The sequence below is a fragment of the Moorena sp. SIO3I8 genome (assembly GCF_010692325.1).
Lineage (GTDB): Bacteria > Cyanobacteriota > Cyanobacteriia > Cyanobacteriales > Coleofasciculaceae > Moorena.
In genome coordinates this window covers 59959-76207 of sequence record NZ_JAAHHW010000015.1, presented here as the reverse complement: position 1 = coordinate 76207, position 16249 = coordinate 59959, and the positions used below count along the sequence as shown (strand labels likewise).

Annotated in this window: 12 protein-coding genes and 1 pseudogene; 4 read left to right on the top strand and 9 right to left on the bottom strand. The window is 43.0% G+C overall.

Features of this window, described 5'->3' with window-relative positions; genetic code table 11:
- Positions 1-210: 210 nt before the first annotated feature.
- Complete coding sequence (locus F6K51_RS08305) at positions 211-2637, top strand: protein phosphatase 2C domain-containing protein (protein ID WP_293019492.1); 2427 nt, start codon at positions 211-213, stop codon at positions 2635-2637.
- Between the two features lie 81 nt (positions 2638-2718).
- Positions 2719-3042: pseudogene (locus F6K51_RS08300) on the top strand (transposase); the annotation flags it as partial.
- Positions 3043-3788: 746 nt separating this feature from the next.
- On the opposite strand, the gene F6K51_RS08295 reads toward F6K51_RS08300, so the two are convergent.
- The 6 genes from F6K51_RS08295 to F6K51_RS08270 form a co-directional block, all read right to left on the bottom strand.
- Positions 3789-4610: a phytanoyl-CoA dioxygenase family protein gene (locus tag F6K51_RS08295; protein WP_293019490.1), complete on the bottom strand. Its 822-nt coding sequence runs from the start codon at positions 4608-4610 to the stop codon at positions 3789-3791.
- 72 nt (positions 4611-4682) lie between these two features.
- Positions 4683-5765, bottom strand: coding sequence for an ornithine cyclodeaminase family protein (locus tag F6K51_RS08290; RefSeq protein ID WP_293019488.1), 1083 nt, complete (start codon positions 5763-5765; stop codon positions 4683-4685).
- A gap of 166 nt (positions 5766-5931) precedes the next feature.
- A complete protein-coding gene (locus F6K51_RS08285; protein WP_293019486.1) occupies positions 5932-6063 on the bottom strand; it encodes a hypothetical protein in 132 nt (43 codons plus the stop codon).
- A 204-nt stretch (positions 6064-6267) separates the two neighbouring features.
- Positions 6268-6414 carry a hypothetical protein gene (locus tag F6K51_RS08280; RefSeq protein ID WP_293019485.1) on the bottom strand — a complete coding sequence of 49 codons (147 nt, stop codon included), beginning with the start codon at positions 6412-6414 and terminating at the stop codon, positions 6268-6270.
- Between the two features lie 91 nt (positions 6415-6505).
- Positions 6506-6757, bottom strand: coding sequence for a hypothetical protein (locus tag F6K51_RS08275; RefSeq protein WP_293019484.1), 252 nt, complete (start codon positions 6755-6757; stop codon positions 6506-6508).
- Positions 6758-7071: 314 nt separating this feature from the next.
- Complete coding sequence (locus tag F6K51_RS08270) at positions 7072-8856, bottom strand: iron uptake porin (protein ID WP_293019483.1); 1785 nt, start codon at positions 8854-8856, stop codon at positions 7072-7074.
- A gap of 450 nt (positions 8857-9306) precedes the next feature.
- Here F6K51_RS08270 and F6K51_RS08265 point away from each other — a divergent pair, with 450 nt between their 5' ends.
- Complete coding sequence (locus F6K51_RS08265) at positions 9307-10794, top strand: effector-associated domain EAD1-containing protein (protein ID WP_293019482.1); 1488 nt, start codon at positions 9307-9309, stop codon at positions 10792-10794.
- Positions 10795-10838: 44 nt separating this feature from the next.
- Here the strand turns inward: F6K51_RS08265 and F6K51_RS08260 are convergent, their stop codons facing one another.
- On the bottom strand, positions 10839-11612 hold the full coding sequence (locus F6K51_RS08260; protein WP_293019481.1) for a hypothetical protein: 774 nt from the start codon (positions 11610-11612) through the stop codon (positions 10839-10841).
- A gap of 453 nt (positions 11613-12065) precedes the next feature.
- Positions 12066-13325 (bottom strand): glycosyltransferase, encoded by a 1260-nt coding sequence (locus F6K51_RS08255; protein WP_293019480.1) that lies wholly within the window; start codon positions 13323-13325, stop codon positions 12066-12068.
- A gap of 103 nt (positions 13326-13428) precedes the next feature.
- On the opposite strand from F6K51_RS08255, the gene shc reads away from it, so the two are divergent.
- A complete protein-coding gene (shc, locus tag F6K51_RS08250; RefSeq protein WP_293019479.1) occupies positions 13429-15342 on the top strand; it encodes a squalene--hopene cyclase in 1914 nt (637 codons plus the stop codon).
- A gap of 291 nt (positions 15343-15633) precedes the next feature.
- Here shc and F6K51_RS08245 read toward each other — a convergent pair.
- On the bottom strand, positions 15634-16249 hold a 616-nt coding region (locus tag F6K51_RS08245; RefSeq protein WP_293019478.1), incomplete at its 5' end, for a DUF4351 domain-containing protein.

Here is a 16249-nt window from a genome sequence, read left to right as displayed (position 1 = left end):
CCCTAGGGTAACCATTGCTGCGAACGAATGTTTCAGCGCAACTCATTCATGATAGAAGTAAATCATTAACCAGCCCGTAAGTCAAGCGCTACAATCTTTAATCAATGGGCTGATTTTGGCACTTCCTTTGTGGGCACATAATTCCTTCAAAGAAAGCTGTGCTAATGTTAACCCGGTTCCATCAGGCTATCTTTAGCAGCAAAGAGTTTCATGGACAATCCGGCGGCAACGCTCCACTGCCCAAACCATCAATGTCAGGCTCCCAATCCCCAGACCAACAAGTTCTGCCAAAAATGTCGCACGCCGCTGCTCAGACGATACTTGTGGGCTATTGGGTCAGGCATAAAAGCCGCTCAACCGGGAGAAGTTATTGCTAAGCGCTACCTCCTGATTCATTCTCGTGTTCTTTTAGATACTCAACCAGCGGTACCGCCAGAGACCCCACTAGAGATTCCTCAAACCATAACCCCATACTTGAGACTGGTTTCCTATGGATTACACCTGCCTCAAGTGTATGGTCTGCTAACACCTCAGCCAAGGCATAACAAAGAGATTTGGTTACTCGAAGGAGTACCAATTCAGGCAACAGGGAACATTAATACTCTTGGACAACTGTCACCAGAACTCACTAGCGTCTGGAAAGATGCCTCACCAGTACGCCAACTCAACTGGCTGCAGCAATGGGCTTCACTGTGGCAACCTTTGAGCCGAGAAGGGGTAGCGTCTAGCTTACTGAAATCAAACCTGGTGCGGGTGGAAGGAGCCTTGCTAAGGTTGTTGGAATTGCAGCCTGATCAAACGCCAGCACCAACCTTAAAACAGCTGGGTCAGCTGTGGTCACAACTGCTTGAGGGGGCTTCCCCTGTTATTAGTGAGTTTTGCCAACAACTCTGTTCCCAGCTTACAAAAGGACAGATACAGACATCAGAGCAGCTGTTAGCATTACTGGCGAAAGGGTTGTTTGAATGCCGGTCATGGCAATCGAGAACCTATAAGACTCTCACTCGTACCGATACCGGTCCGGGTCGTAGCCACAATGAAGACGCTTGCTACCCTCCTAGTGGTAAGCTAATTAGCTCTTCAAGAGGTAAGGAAGCTTTGGCAATGGTTTGCGATGGCATTGGTGGACAAGCAGGTGGTGAAATTGCCTCCCAACTGGCGATTGACACTCTCCGACAACAGCTCAAACAACTTCCAGCTAAACTGAAGGTGTGGAACCCAACCACTCTAACCCTGGAATTGGAAAAAGCTGTCTGTGCTGCCAATGACTCCATTAGCCAACGCAATGATCATGAGAACCGATTTGATCGGCAGCGTATGGGAACAACCTTGGTCATGGCTAGAACCCATGCCCATGAAATATACATTACCCATGTCGGGGATAGCAGAATCTATTGGGTGAGTCGCCATGGTTGTCACCAAGTTACTCTAGATGATGATTTAGCGTCTCGAGAGGTGCGGCTTGGATATACCCTTTACCGACATGCTCTACAACAACCAACATCTGGTGCCCTAGTGCAGGCTTTAGGCATGGGTTCATCAACCACACTGCACCCGACTGTACAGCGCTTGGTGTTGGATGAAGATTGTGTTTTTCTGCTGTGTTCTGATGGTCTTAGTGACAATGACCGAGTCGAGCAGTACTGGCAAACAGAAATCCTGCCCATTCTCGACGGTCAAATTGATTTGAAGAAAGCAGCAGAACGCATCATTGAGCTTGCTAATACCAAAAACGGACACGACAATGTTACGGTGGCGTTGATTTACTGTCAAGTCACACCAAGCCAGCCTTCCTTGCCAATCCAACTATCACCGCCACAGCTAGAATCCCTTCCCACTCTCGAGACCAACAATACTGTAATGTTCGTTAAGAGTGATCAGCAACCCGCTTCTACTGATGAACAAAAAACAGCGTTGCTCACACTTAACCTCATGGAAGATGGGGATGCCTCTGGTGACCAAAATCCTACTTATTCAGCTTCAACCTCTCCTGAGAAGACTGGGAGACTGTTGTTGGGCATATTCGTGCTTTTGGTGTTAGGGGGGGTAGTCGTTTATCTGTTGAGTCCAGTGTTGAGTCCAAAGGCGAGTGGACAGATAAATCGCTTCCTGAGTGGGGTTTTGAGTCTCGGTAAGGAGCAAGAAATAACCCGTTCTAAAACCCCTACACAGAGTCCAGAAACTAAACCTCTCCCACCACAAACCCCTGACTCCGGGACCCCTCCTAAGCCAGCTGCCTTAATTAAAAACCAAGATATTATTAGAACAGTGGGTCAAACTGTACAACTTTTGGTTAATCCTGAACAGCAATCAATCCTTGGCAGAGTTCCTGCTGGTAGCGTTTTGCAGGTTATTGCCAGAAAAAGGTATCCTCAGGAAGAGACTTGGTGGATTAAATTAAGAGTTTGCTCACCCGGAACCAACAAAACTGATATTCCATCGGATATTCCATCGGATCAAACGGCTAGCTCCCCCAAAGTTGGCTCATCCTCAGTACCATTAAACTCTAAGCAGACTAAACCCTCTGCTACCTTGGTGTCACAGGGACAGGAAGGGTGGATAAGAGAAAAGGAGATTTTACCTATGATGGAGATGAAAATCCGTTCTAGAGGTACCAATGTCAGTGGTTCCGTTTGATGAGGAGCCGGATGATGTGAAAATGTCACGTCCGGTTCTGAAGACGAGTCGGTGAGGCGACTCACCGGCTTAGTTTAATAATGGATGGAATATTTTGGCACTAAGTTTGGCAAGGTAACTGTTGCGGTTAACCCTGCCTATACTAGTCAAAATTGTTCTAATTGTGGTGAAGTAGTTAAAAAATCTCTATCAACTAGAACCCATGTTTGTCAGTGTGGTTGTTCTCTCGACAGAGACCACAACGCTGCAATCAACATCCTAGAAAGAGCCTTAAGTACGGCAGGGCATGTCGGAACTTTGGTCTTAAACGACCCAAACGCTTGGGGAGATTTGGCCTCTACTGTGGCTGGTGCAAACTTGTCACAGCAAGCCGAGTCGTTGAACCAAGAATCCCCGCGTCTTTAGACCGGGGAGTGTCAAGAGTTGCTAGAGCAAGCTTTGCCAATTGTTGGTGTTCAAGGGATTGCTCAGCAGCTGGAGCGAGCACACAAGTGTTGGGAAAAACACAAGGTATTAGGATTAACCCCTAATATCAAGTCCGCTTGAATACCGATCATATTCCCTACTCCCAGATCCGCTGTTCCCTATTCCCTATTCCCGTCTTGATGCAAAGCGCGAGTGGGGGAAACCCCCTGTTCCCTTGCTGCATCGCTGTCAGCCATGCTTTGCGCGAGTGGGGGAAACCCCCAAGACCACGCTGCATCGCTTCTATTTTCCCCACCCCCCACACCCCACACCCGATACCCTGTCTAGTTTTTAGCCTTGTTGTCACCCCCTCAGGGCACGACCCCGTAATTTAATTCGCCATAGGAAAGCGCGCCTCCATTGATTAAGGCTCAACTGTCTTACGGTAAATTCAAACCATGAGCGACTGCATCAAGACAACGAAAGTATTATCAACGAGGCCTAAGAGCTAGATCGCTTATAGAGTCAACGTTTTAGCTTATTTCGTCACCCCCTCAGCTTTTGTTGTATAGCTTTCAAAAAAAAATCCCCAGTCAAAATAAAATTGCTACACTCAAAAAAACAATCACCCCATCAATCATTTGTAGCAAATGTTTAAATATTTCATATTACTACTTTTTGAGGGAGCTAGGTTCGTAGAAAGTAGCTCCCTGGCTAAAAATTATTAACTTAAGAGCAGCTTGCTACTAGACCAACAAAACTTCATCCGATAAAGGTTCTATTGGTGTATAATTGCGAGAGGCTTGAAATTCAGGACGTGGATTTTCTACAGGAATTGGAAGATTTTTAACGCTGTTGTACTTGATCACCAATAATGTCCGATCAAAGGGAGACATATTCGAGTTTGAACCATGAACGCAATTAGGATGCATAAAGAGAACTGAACCGGCTTTTCCCTTTGGTGCTACAATACCATACTGATTTATCAATTTTTCAACTGTTTCGCGATCAACATGATAAGTCTGGTTCGTTTTAATATGTCGAAGCCATTCTTCTTCGCTCTCATCAGTCTCACTATCTGTTACAGGATTCAAAACGCTAACGATACCTTCCTTATGAGAACCGGGAATTAACATTAACGGCCCATTAAATTCGTTAACTTCATATAAGAAAACAAGCGCAATGACTAGCTGAGGTGTGGGAATACCATCTTCTGTCTTAAAAAATACATAATCTTGATGCCAGATCCAAACATCATTTTGCCAGGCTACTTTGGGATTAATTTGGCTTTGATGAATATAGACCTGGCTCCCCAGAATTTTCATTATGGGTTTAACAATACAAGCATGGTGGGAGCAACGTCGAAAAATTTCGTTTTCAGTATGTACACCTAGAACTGTGCGGATCTGGTTTTCATTTCCCTCAATAATTTTTCTAGGTGTTTCCTGGGCATATATTGTCCGCAGTTCAGTTCTCATGCGATCTATTTCTGCTTCGGAAAAACAGTTTTGCACTAAGAGATAGCCAAGGTCATGATAAGTTTGCAATTGTTCGTTGCTGAGTTGCATGGAAAATTTCTCCTTGAAACTAAATACTAACGAGCTTTCCTGTGCGTCATTTGACCCACGCTTATTTGTGGTTTAACTTACTGCTAATGGTTCTGGCTGTGCTGACGAATGCTGCGCTGAACTGGTCATAAACTCGTATGGGTTATACGGATCTTTCGGACAATATTCAAGTTGCAGACGTTGACCTAAGCCGTGAACCTGTACCAATTCCTGCATAATTGCCAATGCGACATGGTCTTCTATTGCCAATCCCGTAGAGTCAAATATTGTCTGCTGTTCTCGCCAATGATAAAACTTTTCTGGTCGCTCAATCACTTCCATTAAACTCGGCCCGATTTCCTCCGGTTGTAATTGCTGAGATTCCCCTTCAACCAAGGCTTGTTCGGGAAAGTCTGGGCAGACAAAACTTTGTTTGAGCAAAGATAGGGGCAACTCTGTTTTGCCGATGATATCTGCACCTACGGCATTAATATGAACGTGAGGTTTGAGGTTTTCACCGGTCATGACGGGATCTGCTCCTTCATCAACCGAAGTTGCTGTGCAAATAATATCAGCATTGCGTTCGAGTTCTTCTAGGGAACAACTCCGAACTGATAGCCCTAAAAATGCTACTCGTGAGGAGAATGAGCGAGCTACATCTGGGTCAACATCAAAAACTAAGACCTCTCGCAATGGAAACACTCGACTCAACCCGTGTAACTGAGTGACTGCCTGTGCTCCTGCTCCTACCAGTCCAACAGTAGCACTATCAGGATGGGCTAGAATCTTGCTAGCTATGGCTGAAGCAGCTCCTGTCCGAATAGCAGTTAGGGTCACAGCATCACACAGAGCCACTAAATGACCGTTGTTAAAGTCATACAGGCTCGTCGTTGCTAAAACCGTAGGGATGCCGATTGTCTCAATATTGTCTGGCTGATAGGCAACTACTTTGATTGTGACCGACTGGTCTGTTTTTCTCATGTAGGGCATCCATTCGACACAAGCACAGGATGGTTTTTTGACAAATCCCGCCCGCGATCGCAGTTCCCCTTGACCTCGATTCACTTCCTTGAACGCTTCGGTCAAACTAGCCATCATCCTGTCCATTAAGGAATCAAGCCCAACTTGCTTGACAACTTCAGCAATATCTTCAGGCCTAATTAAAAGAGTTTCCATGATTTTGTTATATGGGACGAACTCTGCCCGAGTAATCAACACTGAATCATTATACAGAACATTCTCTGTCTAGCCTAGAATTAGACCTCTCCAAAAACTTGAAAGTCTTTCAGTAACTGCTTTTCAGCCCTCAAATTGACCAAGTCAATTTTACGTTAAATTAACGCTATAGCAATTCTGCGACTTCTGAGGTACACAATGTCTGGATTTTAGGGAACAGGGAACAGCGGATCTGGGAACAGGGAAGACATAAGAAGGAATAGGGATGCCCTGCATTAAAACAGGGAATCAACGTCAAAGAATACTGTACCTCATGATTCCTAGAAACGCTATATAATAGGCTTTACGAAGCTATTGATGTTAATTTAGCGTGATTTGCGCGGTCTTGGGAAGGCAGCGCGGTCTTGGGGAGGCAGCGCGGTCTTGGGGGTTCCCCCCGGAGACGAAACCTTAGACAGTTGAGCCTTTATGGTTGGTCGGCTATGCAAAAAAGGGGTAAAACTTATTGATTAGCGTGATTTGCGCGGTCTTGGGGGTTTCCCCCACTCGCGCTTTGCATCAAGACAAGGCTCAACTGTCTTACGGTAACTTCTAACCATGAGCGACTGCCGTGGTCTCCCCCATGAGCGACTGCCGTGGTTTCCCCCACTCGCGCTTTGCATGGCTGACAGCACCAAAAGTATGAGCAGATACAACCTCAATTGTTTCAGGACTTTCAGACGCTTTTATTACTTGTAATACTAAGGCTCCTGAATCCAGCCATAGACATCCATCACCCACCTCATAAAACCTTCACCTCGATAACCGCCATCAACCCAAATTTTGATTAATCGGTGAAATCTGTCTCTAAGTCCATGGAGTTGGTCGAACAATAATTTAGCTCCCTCTCGTTCTGGTAAAGAAGCTGCACTGACGGCTACAACCAAAATACAAACCATGGGATACCACCACCAGATGACGCTTACGACCTTTAACCTGTTTGGCAGCATCATAGCCCACTTCCAGATGAATCATGGTTGCGGTTTCTACTGATTGGCTATCAAGAATCGCTGCACTCGGACGCTTGTTTCAGCTATCAGCTTTTGAATAACAGAGGTAACCATTGGTTTAATCTGAGTTACGTCAGCTGATGGCTATCAGCTTATGCTTAGATGGACTTTTCTGTTGACTTTCAATTCTCATTCATCTATCAATATTAAATTATCCCATTCCCGTAGCGTGGCCATAGGCCAAACAGGTTTATCTTAAGCTGTCAGCTGACGGCTGAACGCGCACGCGTGCGCGTAGCGCATATGCTTACAATAAATCAAAAAATAAATTTAGTTTTTAGCATTGGTACTACGATACTATTGTTGTTACTGTTGTGTTCTGGAGATATAATTACAAATAGACCGGGAGTGATGGATATATTGTCATTAATTTGGTAGCGATAAAAGGTCTCTAAATGGTAAGATACATCCGAATCTTGACGACTGTTAATATCATTTTCAGCTAGTCTAGGGGGCATTCCAAAAACGAAACCTAATTCATTGCCTTCTTTGCCTAAATCTGGAAATGCCATGGTTATCGCCCAAGTCCAGATATCAGCTTTAGCCCCCTTTGAGCCATCAAAACCAATTTGGCGGGGAGAGGATTCGGCGTTGGCATTGATATAACTAAGCCAACCCCCAAGGGCAAAACCAGGACTAAATCGATATCTCGCTTGTAAACCAAACCCATTAGCCGAGGTAGCGGTTTGATCACCAAAGGGTGCTTGGGAAAATTGACTGCCAGTACTGCCAGTTACATCAATCCCTGAGTTTGGTTCAGGAGAATAGTAATGGACATAATTTAATCCAATACCTAAACGCTGATTTGGTGTTAAGGTTAGCTGAGTGAAAGCACCAAATTGACCATTAAATAGCCCATTACCTTCGGTGGGATTAGAGATACTAGCGGCACTACCTAAATAAGCTACACTGATTCTAATTGAGTCATTAAATTGATAACGAATAGCAGCGCCACCACCTTCAGCTAGGCGATAAAGGGGGTTATGTACTCCAAAACGGGAGAGGGCTGAGACGGGATTGAGGGGGTCTGTAATCTCATCAGCTGACAGACCTGCTGCTGCAATATGAGCTTGAATGCGATCGCTAATCGGGAATCGATAATATAGTTCGGTTAAGACAAACTCGTTGTCAGTATCTGTCTCAAAGTCATAGAGAGTCATGTCTGTGCCATCAAGGGGGTTATTCAATTCGGGCACGTTGGTAGCGTCGATTCTAGTGCGTAACAGGTCTTTACCGGTGAAACTGGTATCAAAGGATAATAGGGCAAGACCTGTGAATGTAGTGGTAAGACTATCGTCTTGAGTTGGGTCACTGCAACAAGGGGCAGCTTTGTTATCGGTGAAGTAGTCAATTAGGATAAAGTCTACTTCGCCATTGAGCTTAGTCGTGGTGGAAAACTCAGTAATTTCGACTTCAGCAGTACGAGCGGTTACAGCATCGAGGTTACCACGCAGTCGAGCTAGTTCGAGGGTAAACTCTCCTTGCAAACCCTTGATTGCTTCTAGATCCTCTTTAGAGTAGGAAGATGACAAATCGGGAGCAGCAATGACCTTACTGAGCTGATCGAAACAGGCATTGAGAGCAGCAGCAAATTCATAACGGTTGAGGGGACGATTGCCACGATAGCTACCATCAGGATATCCTGCCATACAACCGTAGCGCTCTACGATAGATTGTAAGGCTTGGAATGCCCAATCTGTGGGCTGGACATCCGATAACTGGGATACTGATGTGACTTGAGCCATCGGATCATTTGTCTGTTCGATATTGGGTTCGATATGGGGAGTTAGTTCATGGTCAAACCCTTGTGTACTTGTTGGTAATTCCGTTATTGGTGATCCTGGTAACAACTGGTCAACAGGTGTCACCTGCTCCATGACTTCCACAGAGATGGGGGGAAGTAACTCTACTGCTATGGATAATTCCTGGGCGGTTGTTGACTTTGGTTGAGATTCATTGGCTAGACCATTGGGAGTTAGTAGAAAGGCTGCAGCGATCGCAGCTGGAGTTACATGGGGTAAGCTCCAAGTAAGTTTGAGCATTGGGAACGATAGTTGACTACTCACACCGAAAACATTGATATAATGGCGCAAATCTTAGCAATTTGCCCAGTAGGATGATGGTAATAGGGGTAGTTTTTTGATATTTGGGTTAAGCGGGAAGTCTCGGAAGTGTGGGGGGAGAGGAGTTAGATATCCAACCGCTGTTGTTACACTCAAACTTATTTGATCTGGCTTATACCGCTTGTCTATGCCACTGGGATATAGTTGAGACCAGCCTATCGGCGTTCCTCTTACTCATATAAGATTACAGAGGGTGAATTATAGTAATTTTTAGTCTAATCAGGTACATTAACAACTATGAGCAAACCAATGACGAATATCCTTAACGGAGATTTGATTAGACCCAAATTCAATAGCTTACTCGCCCATCGGATCCCACCTAAAAGCGATCGCATCAGTAGTTCTATTGTTGACAGGTAGAGAACTTACATGAAGGTTAAAAATATCCCCGATTATCTCCTTGATCAGATAGAGTCAGCTCTGTTTACTGCTTTCCCTGCTAGAAGAAAAAATGCTGGAAATACCCCTGGTTATCTTTTAAAACAGATAAAGTTAGCGCTGCTTAGTGCTTTCCCTGGTGAAACTGAATTAGAAATGATGCTAAAAAATCAATTCACTATAAATCTGGACGATATTGCTCTTGGGGAAGATTTGGATGAAATAGCTTACAAAGTAGTAAAGCATTTTAATACTAGAAATAGTTTAGAAGACTTAATTAATGGCGCACTTGAAGAAAATCCCGGTAATCCTAAGTTAAAAGAAATCAATGAAAATTTTAAAATTACAACTAGTTTGCTCGACCTATTGTATCCTTTAGAAAAAAAGATAAAAAAGAAGTCAAAAAAACAATTATATCAAGATTATTGGACTAATCAATTAGTGAAGGTAACAGAAGATAAAACTATAATAATTTTAAATAAAATTATAGATAAAGATAACTTAAAAGCTATACTTGATGAAAATTTTTACAGTGAAATACCTATCATCAATTTTACTAATTTTTTAGTTAAAAATAAATATATTGATATTTCAAGCAAAAATGCTTATAACCTCAAGAAATGGTGGTTAAAAAACAAGTCCAAGAGGAGGAAAGCAAGCTATATACTAAGCTATATAATAAGATTGGTAAGCAATAACCGCTTATTTAAATTTGATTATGTATTGCTAGGACTATTAATTAGTAGTATGGTGGCTTGGATAATGGAATTCTTTATTAATCAAGAATGGGTTAAGTATTCTAAATTTTGGAGCATGTTGTTGTGTATAATATGTACAATTATAGTTATTATATTAGCTATAATTGGTTTAGTTAAAAAACTAAATTTAACACTGAACCAAATAGGCTCAGTTAGCTTAGTAATCTTGGGAAGCTTAGTAATCTTGGGAAGCTTAGTAATCTTGGGAATAGTCATATTAGCAGAAGCATTTATATTTAGCATTCTTCCCACTAAAACAGTAAAGTTACATCAAAACTATGACAATTACCCAGAAATCGTAAAAGTTTTTGAACAACAGCATCTAACTAAACCTAATAAATTAAAGACAATATTTATACATAAAGCTGAAGTAATAGATAAATTTATAAAATCCCCGGGTCAAGATGATGAATCACATGAATTACACGTATTACTTAGTGAGGTGGAATGGAGCAAGCAGGAAAAACACTTAAAATTTCTCAAGAGAAACTATAAAGGATATATCAAATTCAAAATTATTTATAAGCCTAATCCGACTGGAAATTTTCAAATAAAAAATACTCAAATAATTGACTATTCATTTAGACCTGGTAGTGGGATATTATCCTTTGTAATAGGATTCGGAGAAACAGCATATTTGGTGCCTCGACAACGAAATGATGTTATCGAAGAAATAAATAAAATTATTAGAGATAACCAAGTTTTAGAAAAGCTCAAATAAATCTGACTAAGCTATTAAGCATTAATGCCTAACAGCTTAACTAATTATTCAAAGGTTATGGTCTTAGGTAAATCAATTACAAAGTTCAGCCCTTTTGGAGTAACATCGGCGTTAATAGAAACACCAGCCTTAACGAGTTTATCTAGGGTTAAGCCATAGGGTTTCAACTGTTTATCAACACCTGCATCTTTAAGATAGGAAATTAAATTGACACCATCAAAATTTGCCAAACCATTCTTGATCGCTTTAACTGTTTGATTACGAAATAGACGTTCAAGAAGAGTCAGAGCATCAGAATACCATCCCCGTCCACGCACATTATGCTTACGGTAAGCAACTTGTAAATCGTTATTACGTATAGCAATACCAAGACTGACATCACCACTAGGTGTTACAGAAAAGAGACGAGTACACTTCCTGCCAACACCTGGAATCTTGATGCATTCATACTTACGCAAATTGACGGTAAAGGAAAATGTTGCTCCACCATTGTCAATAGACTGAAGATTAATATCGTTGATCTTCCACTTGTTATAACGAGTATTCTTGATGTAATACCCATCATATTGATTGATAGAGTTAACTAAATCTTCCCGGAATTTTTCAATTGGCAACGTTCCTCGAATTTGTGCTTTGGTTAAGTCCAACTCAATTGGAAATCCAATCTGATTGGTCAATACGTCTAGAGACTGGGCAACGAAGGGAACATTAGGATCAGGAAATGTGCTCTCTGCATGAAGATCACCAGCCAGAGCAATGGTTAAACCTAAAGAGATGGAAAAAGCACTAAAAATAGTTGCTAGATTTTTATCCAACATAAATCCTATCCTTTGTCGGTATCAGCTAGTGTTTATCGATATTTTGAAACCTTCGTAGACTAAAATTAGCTGAATGCCTTTATATCACAAGCCAAGATTTTCCTGAGCTTTAATTTTTTTTTTAAATAGCAAAGGAAGAGTCAATCAATAGATGCCCATTTAATGCTCAGCCTTCGAGTTAATTTTGAGCCTAGTTATTTTAAAATACCACTATTTATTTCTCAGGCAAAGTTCAGGACATTATGCAGTGCTTAACAAAAGTTAATAGTATAGTGAAGTATAGTTAGGGAAAGGGTAATAGACAAGAGCGGCTCTGGTAACAAAACTATGTCTTAACCTTTACTTCGACTGCTATAACAGTAAACTTTCAACTATCAACCTCCAACCTTTAACTATCAACCTCCAACCTTCAACTATCAACCTCCAACCTTCAACATAGAACAACCTCCAACCTTAACCCTCAACCGAATAAACCCTTCCTTTCCAAGCACCACCCCTTCCTTGCCAATGTCGCCATGCTGAATCTATGGTCATTAGGGTATAGAGCAACCCGATCCCAGGTAAGCAAAATCCCAGCAGAGGAGAACATTGATAGAGACGCAGTGTCGGTAAGTAAGCTAAAGCCATCAGCAACCATGTCACAAAAGATGCGATCGGCGAAGCCGCGCCAAAGGCGATCGCATTCAGCCAATGTCCAGTCAATACACTAACGATCAAACCAATCGGAGGTACTAGATAAATTAAGGTCATTCCGATCACCGTACCTACTAATAGCCATGGGGAATACTCTAGTTGGGTAAAAGCCGTGCGAGCAATCATATTCCAGATACTGGCTAAAGAAGGATATGGTCGTAAGCTGCGGGTTGATTGACTTAGCCCTAACCAAATGCCACCAAAGGCAGAAGGGGAACCAGAGGAAGATTTGAGTTTATTACTAGATTTAACTGCTTGAGCTAGGGCGCAATCATCGATTAATGCTTGACGCACCACCTGAATTCCACCGATGCGGTTTAAGGCTTGATGGCGAATTAAAATACATCCTCCAGCCGCAGCGGCAGTAGATTTTGTGGGGTTATTGACCCAGGCAAAGGGATACAGTTTTTGAAAGAAGAACACAAAGGCAGGAATAAGTAATCGCTCCCAAAAGTCTTGGCATCTGAGCAACACCATTAGGGAAACTAGATCCAAGTGTTCTATCTCCGCTTTGGTAACCAGTTGACGGAGATTGGCTGGATCATGCTCAATATCAGCATCGGTAAATAAAAAATAATCTGGGGCTGGGGTTTGCTGCTGCCCATGACAAATCCCTTGTTCTAAGGCCCAAAGTTTACCTGTCCAGCCAGGGGGTAGCTCTTGACCGGATAATACTTCTAGTTGGAATCGTTCGGAAGATTGGTTGCTTTCCTGGGCAAGGGCTTGAGCAATGGTGCAGGTTTGATCAGTGCTTTGGTCATCGACTACAATCACCTTCAAGCAGCCAGGGTAGTCTTGAGCCAGAAGCGATCGCAATGTCGTGGGGAGCAACTCAGCTTCATTACGAGCTGGAATTACAGCACAAACTTTCGGTAAGGATTCCCCTTGACCTACAGACCTGGTAGAGAATTTCTCTATAACCAGCCGTTGATCTGCTCGCCAAAACTGACCCCGAAATGCTAGTAATCCGATCCAAATCCCTAAGGATAGAACAGTGATTGCTAATCCGATTGTATCCATTTGTATTGATACCTATTGCTAATTCTCCACTACAAGTAGCAAAATAACGTAACCAAAGGTGCGCGCACCTTTGAATCTGGTGTGTGAAGTAGAACGGTAAAACATGCAAACCCAAGACAGGATTGTAAACTCAGGGGTTACAGAAGCGATCGCAAATAGCCAAAGCTATCTACTCGCTCAGCAATATCCCGATGGTTACTGGTGGGCAGAACTAGAATCTAATGTCACCATAACGGCGGAAATTATCCTACTCCATAAAATTTGGGGAACTGACAAACAACGACCTTTACATAAAGCGGAAGCCTATCTGCGTTCTCAACAGCGGAAACACGGTGGCTGGGAACTTTTCTATGGTGATGGTGGGCATTTGAGTTGTTCGGTGGAAGCTTATATGGCACTTCGCCTTTTAGGGGTACCCGCCAGCGACTCAGCTTTGGTCCGAGCCAGGGATTTTATTCTCAGACGGGGTGGCATCAGCAAAACCCGGATTTTCACCAAATTTCATTTAGCCTTGATTGGCTGCTATAGCTGGCGCGGGATTCCCTCGATTCCCCCCTGGATAATGTTGTTTCCGGAATGGTTTCCCTTTACGATCTATGAGATGTCTAGCTGGGCAAGGGGAAGTACAGTTCCATTATTAATTGTCTTTGACCAGAAGCCAGTATTTGATATTCAGCCAAGCATCAATCTAGACGAGTTATATACCGAAGGAGCTGATCACGCCAAGTTTGAGCTACCTCGCAATTCCGATTGGACAGATTTATTTGTACTCCTTGATCATGGATTTAAGTTAGCAGAAGACTTGAATTTAGTTCCATTCCGGAAGCAGGGACTGGCAGCAGCAGAAAAATGGGTCTTGGAAAGGCAAGAAGCCACAGGAGACTGGGGGGGAATTATTCCAGCCATGTTGAATTCCCTGTTAGCGTTGCGTTGTCTCAACTATGATCTTGCGGATCCGGTCGTGCAACGGGGACTTGAAGCCATTGATCGCTTTGCCATTGAAACCCCTGACAGCTACCGAGTCCAAGCCTGTGTTTCCCCAGTTTGGGATACAGCTTGGGTATTGCGAGCGATGGTGGAATCTGGTTTAGAACCGGATCATCCAGCCTTAGTTCGGGGTGGCGAATGGTTGTTGCAGCAGCAAATACTAGACTATGGGGATTGGGTGGTCAAGAATCCCCAAGGGAAACCAGGAGGATGGGCCTTTGAGTTTCAAAACCGTTTCTATCCCGATTTAGATGATTCCCCAGTGGTGATTATGGCCTTGAATAGCTTGAAATTGCCTAATCAGAAACTAAAGCAGGCAGCCATAGCTCGTGGCTTGGCTTGGATAGCATCAATGCAGTGTAACCAAGGGGGTTGGGCGGCGTTTGATATTAATAATAATCAACACTGGCTCAATTCTCTGCCCTATGCTGACCTGAAAGCGATGATTGACCCTAACACAGCGGATGTGACCGCACGGGTCCTGGAAATGCTGGGTTCGTGTAATTTATCCATAGAATCCCAGCAGTTAGAGAAAGCGATCGCATTTTTGATTCAGGAACAGGAAGCCGATGGCAGCTGGTTTGGTCGTTGGGGGGTTAACTATATCTATGGCACCAGTAGTGCTCTTTCAGCATTATCTAAAATAGCGCCTCACACCCACCAACGTAGTATCGAACGGGGTGCGGCTTGGCTAGTGAAATGTCAAAACCTCAATGGTGGCTGGGGTGAGACCTGTCTTAGTTACGATGATCCCAGTCTTAAGGGACTAGGAATCAGTACCGCATCTCAAACCGCTTGGGCTTTAATTGGTTTAATGGCAGCAGGAGAAGCTACTGGCAACTGGGCAAGGGATGCCATTGAGAGGGGAGTCAACTACTTAGTGTCAACTCAACAGCCCGATGGCAGTTGGGATGAAACCGAGTTTACAGGCACAGGTTTTCCCAGTCATTTTTATTTGAAGTACCACTTCTATCAACAATATTTCCCGTTGTTGGCTTTGGGACGGTATCAAATGTCTGTTTCAAGTTGAAGGTTGTTTGTCAGAATGTAGAATTAAGAATGTAGAATTAAGAATGTAGAATTAAGAATTAAGAAGGCAGAAGGCAGAAGGCAGAAGGCAGAAGGCAGAAGGCAGAATGAAGAATGGAGAATTAAGAAGGCAGAATGAAGAATGGAGAAGGCATAATTCCCAATGCCAAATTCTCAATTCTTAATTCTTAATTTTTAATTTTCAATTCTCAATTCTTAATTCTCAATTCTTAATTCTCAATTCTTAATTCCCAATTCTTAATTCTTAATTCTTAATTTCCACGCATCCTGTTTATTGCTGATGCTCAGCTAACCAGACTGTCAAATCTGTGACTGTCTCAAAATCCAACAGCGCCTCGCTCAACTCCTCCAATTGAGCAATAGAAAGCTTTTGAATCCCCTGTTGTAGCTGGTCGTCAACACTCCCAAACCGACGGGTCAGTTGACGTATAATGATTGAGTAACCTTCCTCTTGCCTTCCTTCGCGTTTTCCTTCCAGTAAACCAAGTTTATGTCCTTTTTGAATGATCTTCTGATAAATTACAGACTCTTGCATCACGTCCTCCGGAAATAATTCTGTGATCAACCGTTGGTCAAACCGCAAACCAGCTAGTAACTGGGTACAAGCGGATATGTTAGTAAAAGCCAATGGTTCTTCAATCCTATCTACTGCTGCCGCCACTTGCTCTAATAATCTTGTCGGAGATTCACTGAATGCTAAAGTGGCGAAGGGCAATAAAGCAGGATTGGCCAATAATGGTAATGGGTCTTGCTCCCACAGCCTGATTACTCGATAGCAATGACTGGTATTAGTATCGACCAACTGATTAGTATAAACTTTTTCTGAGCGAGTGAATTTCAGAAATATCACCACCTGCTCTATGGGACAATCATACTTTTCTTTGAGT

Bases quoted from the DNA above. Each gene is read 5' to 3' on its own strand.
- F6K51_RS08270 (WP_293019483.1), bottom strand. From the start codon at position 8,856: ATGCTCAAACTTACTTGGAGCTTACCCCATGTAACTCCAGCTGCGATC.
- F6K51_RS08255 (WP_293019480.1), bottom strand. From the start codon at position 13,325: ATGGATACAATCGGATTAGCAATCACTGTTCTATCCTTAGGGATTTGG.
- F6K51_RS08265 (WP_293019482.1), top strand. From the start codon at position 9,307: ATGAAGGTTAAAAATATCCCCGATTATCTCCTTGATCAGATAGAGTCA.
- F6K51_RS08295 (WP_293019490.1), bottom strand. From the start codon at position 4,610: ATGCAACTCAGCAACGAACAATTGCAAACTTATCATGACCTTGGCTAT.
- F6K51_RS08290 (WP_293019488.1), bottom strand. From the start codon at position 5,765: ATGGAAACTCTTTTAATTAGGCCTGAAGATATTGCTGAAGTTGTCAAG.
- F6K51_RS08260 (WP_293019481.1), bottom strand. From the start codon at position 11,612: ATGTTGGATAAAAATCTAGCAACTATTTTTAGTGCTTTTTCCATCTCT.
- F6K51_RS08305 (WP_293019492.1), top strand. From the start codon at position 211: ATGGACAATCCGGCGGCAACGCTCCACTGCCCAAACCATCAATGTCAG.
- shc (WP_293019479.1), top strand. From the start codon at position 13,429: ATGCAAACCCAAGACAGGATTGTAAACTCAGGGGTTACAGAAGCGATC.
- F6K51_RS08275 (WP_293019484.1), bottom strand. From the start codon at position 6,757: ATGATGCTGCCAAACAGGTTAAAGGTCGTAAGCGTCATCTGGTGGTGG.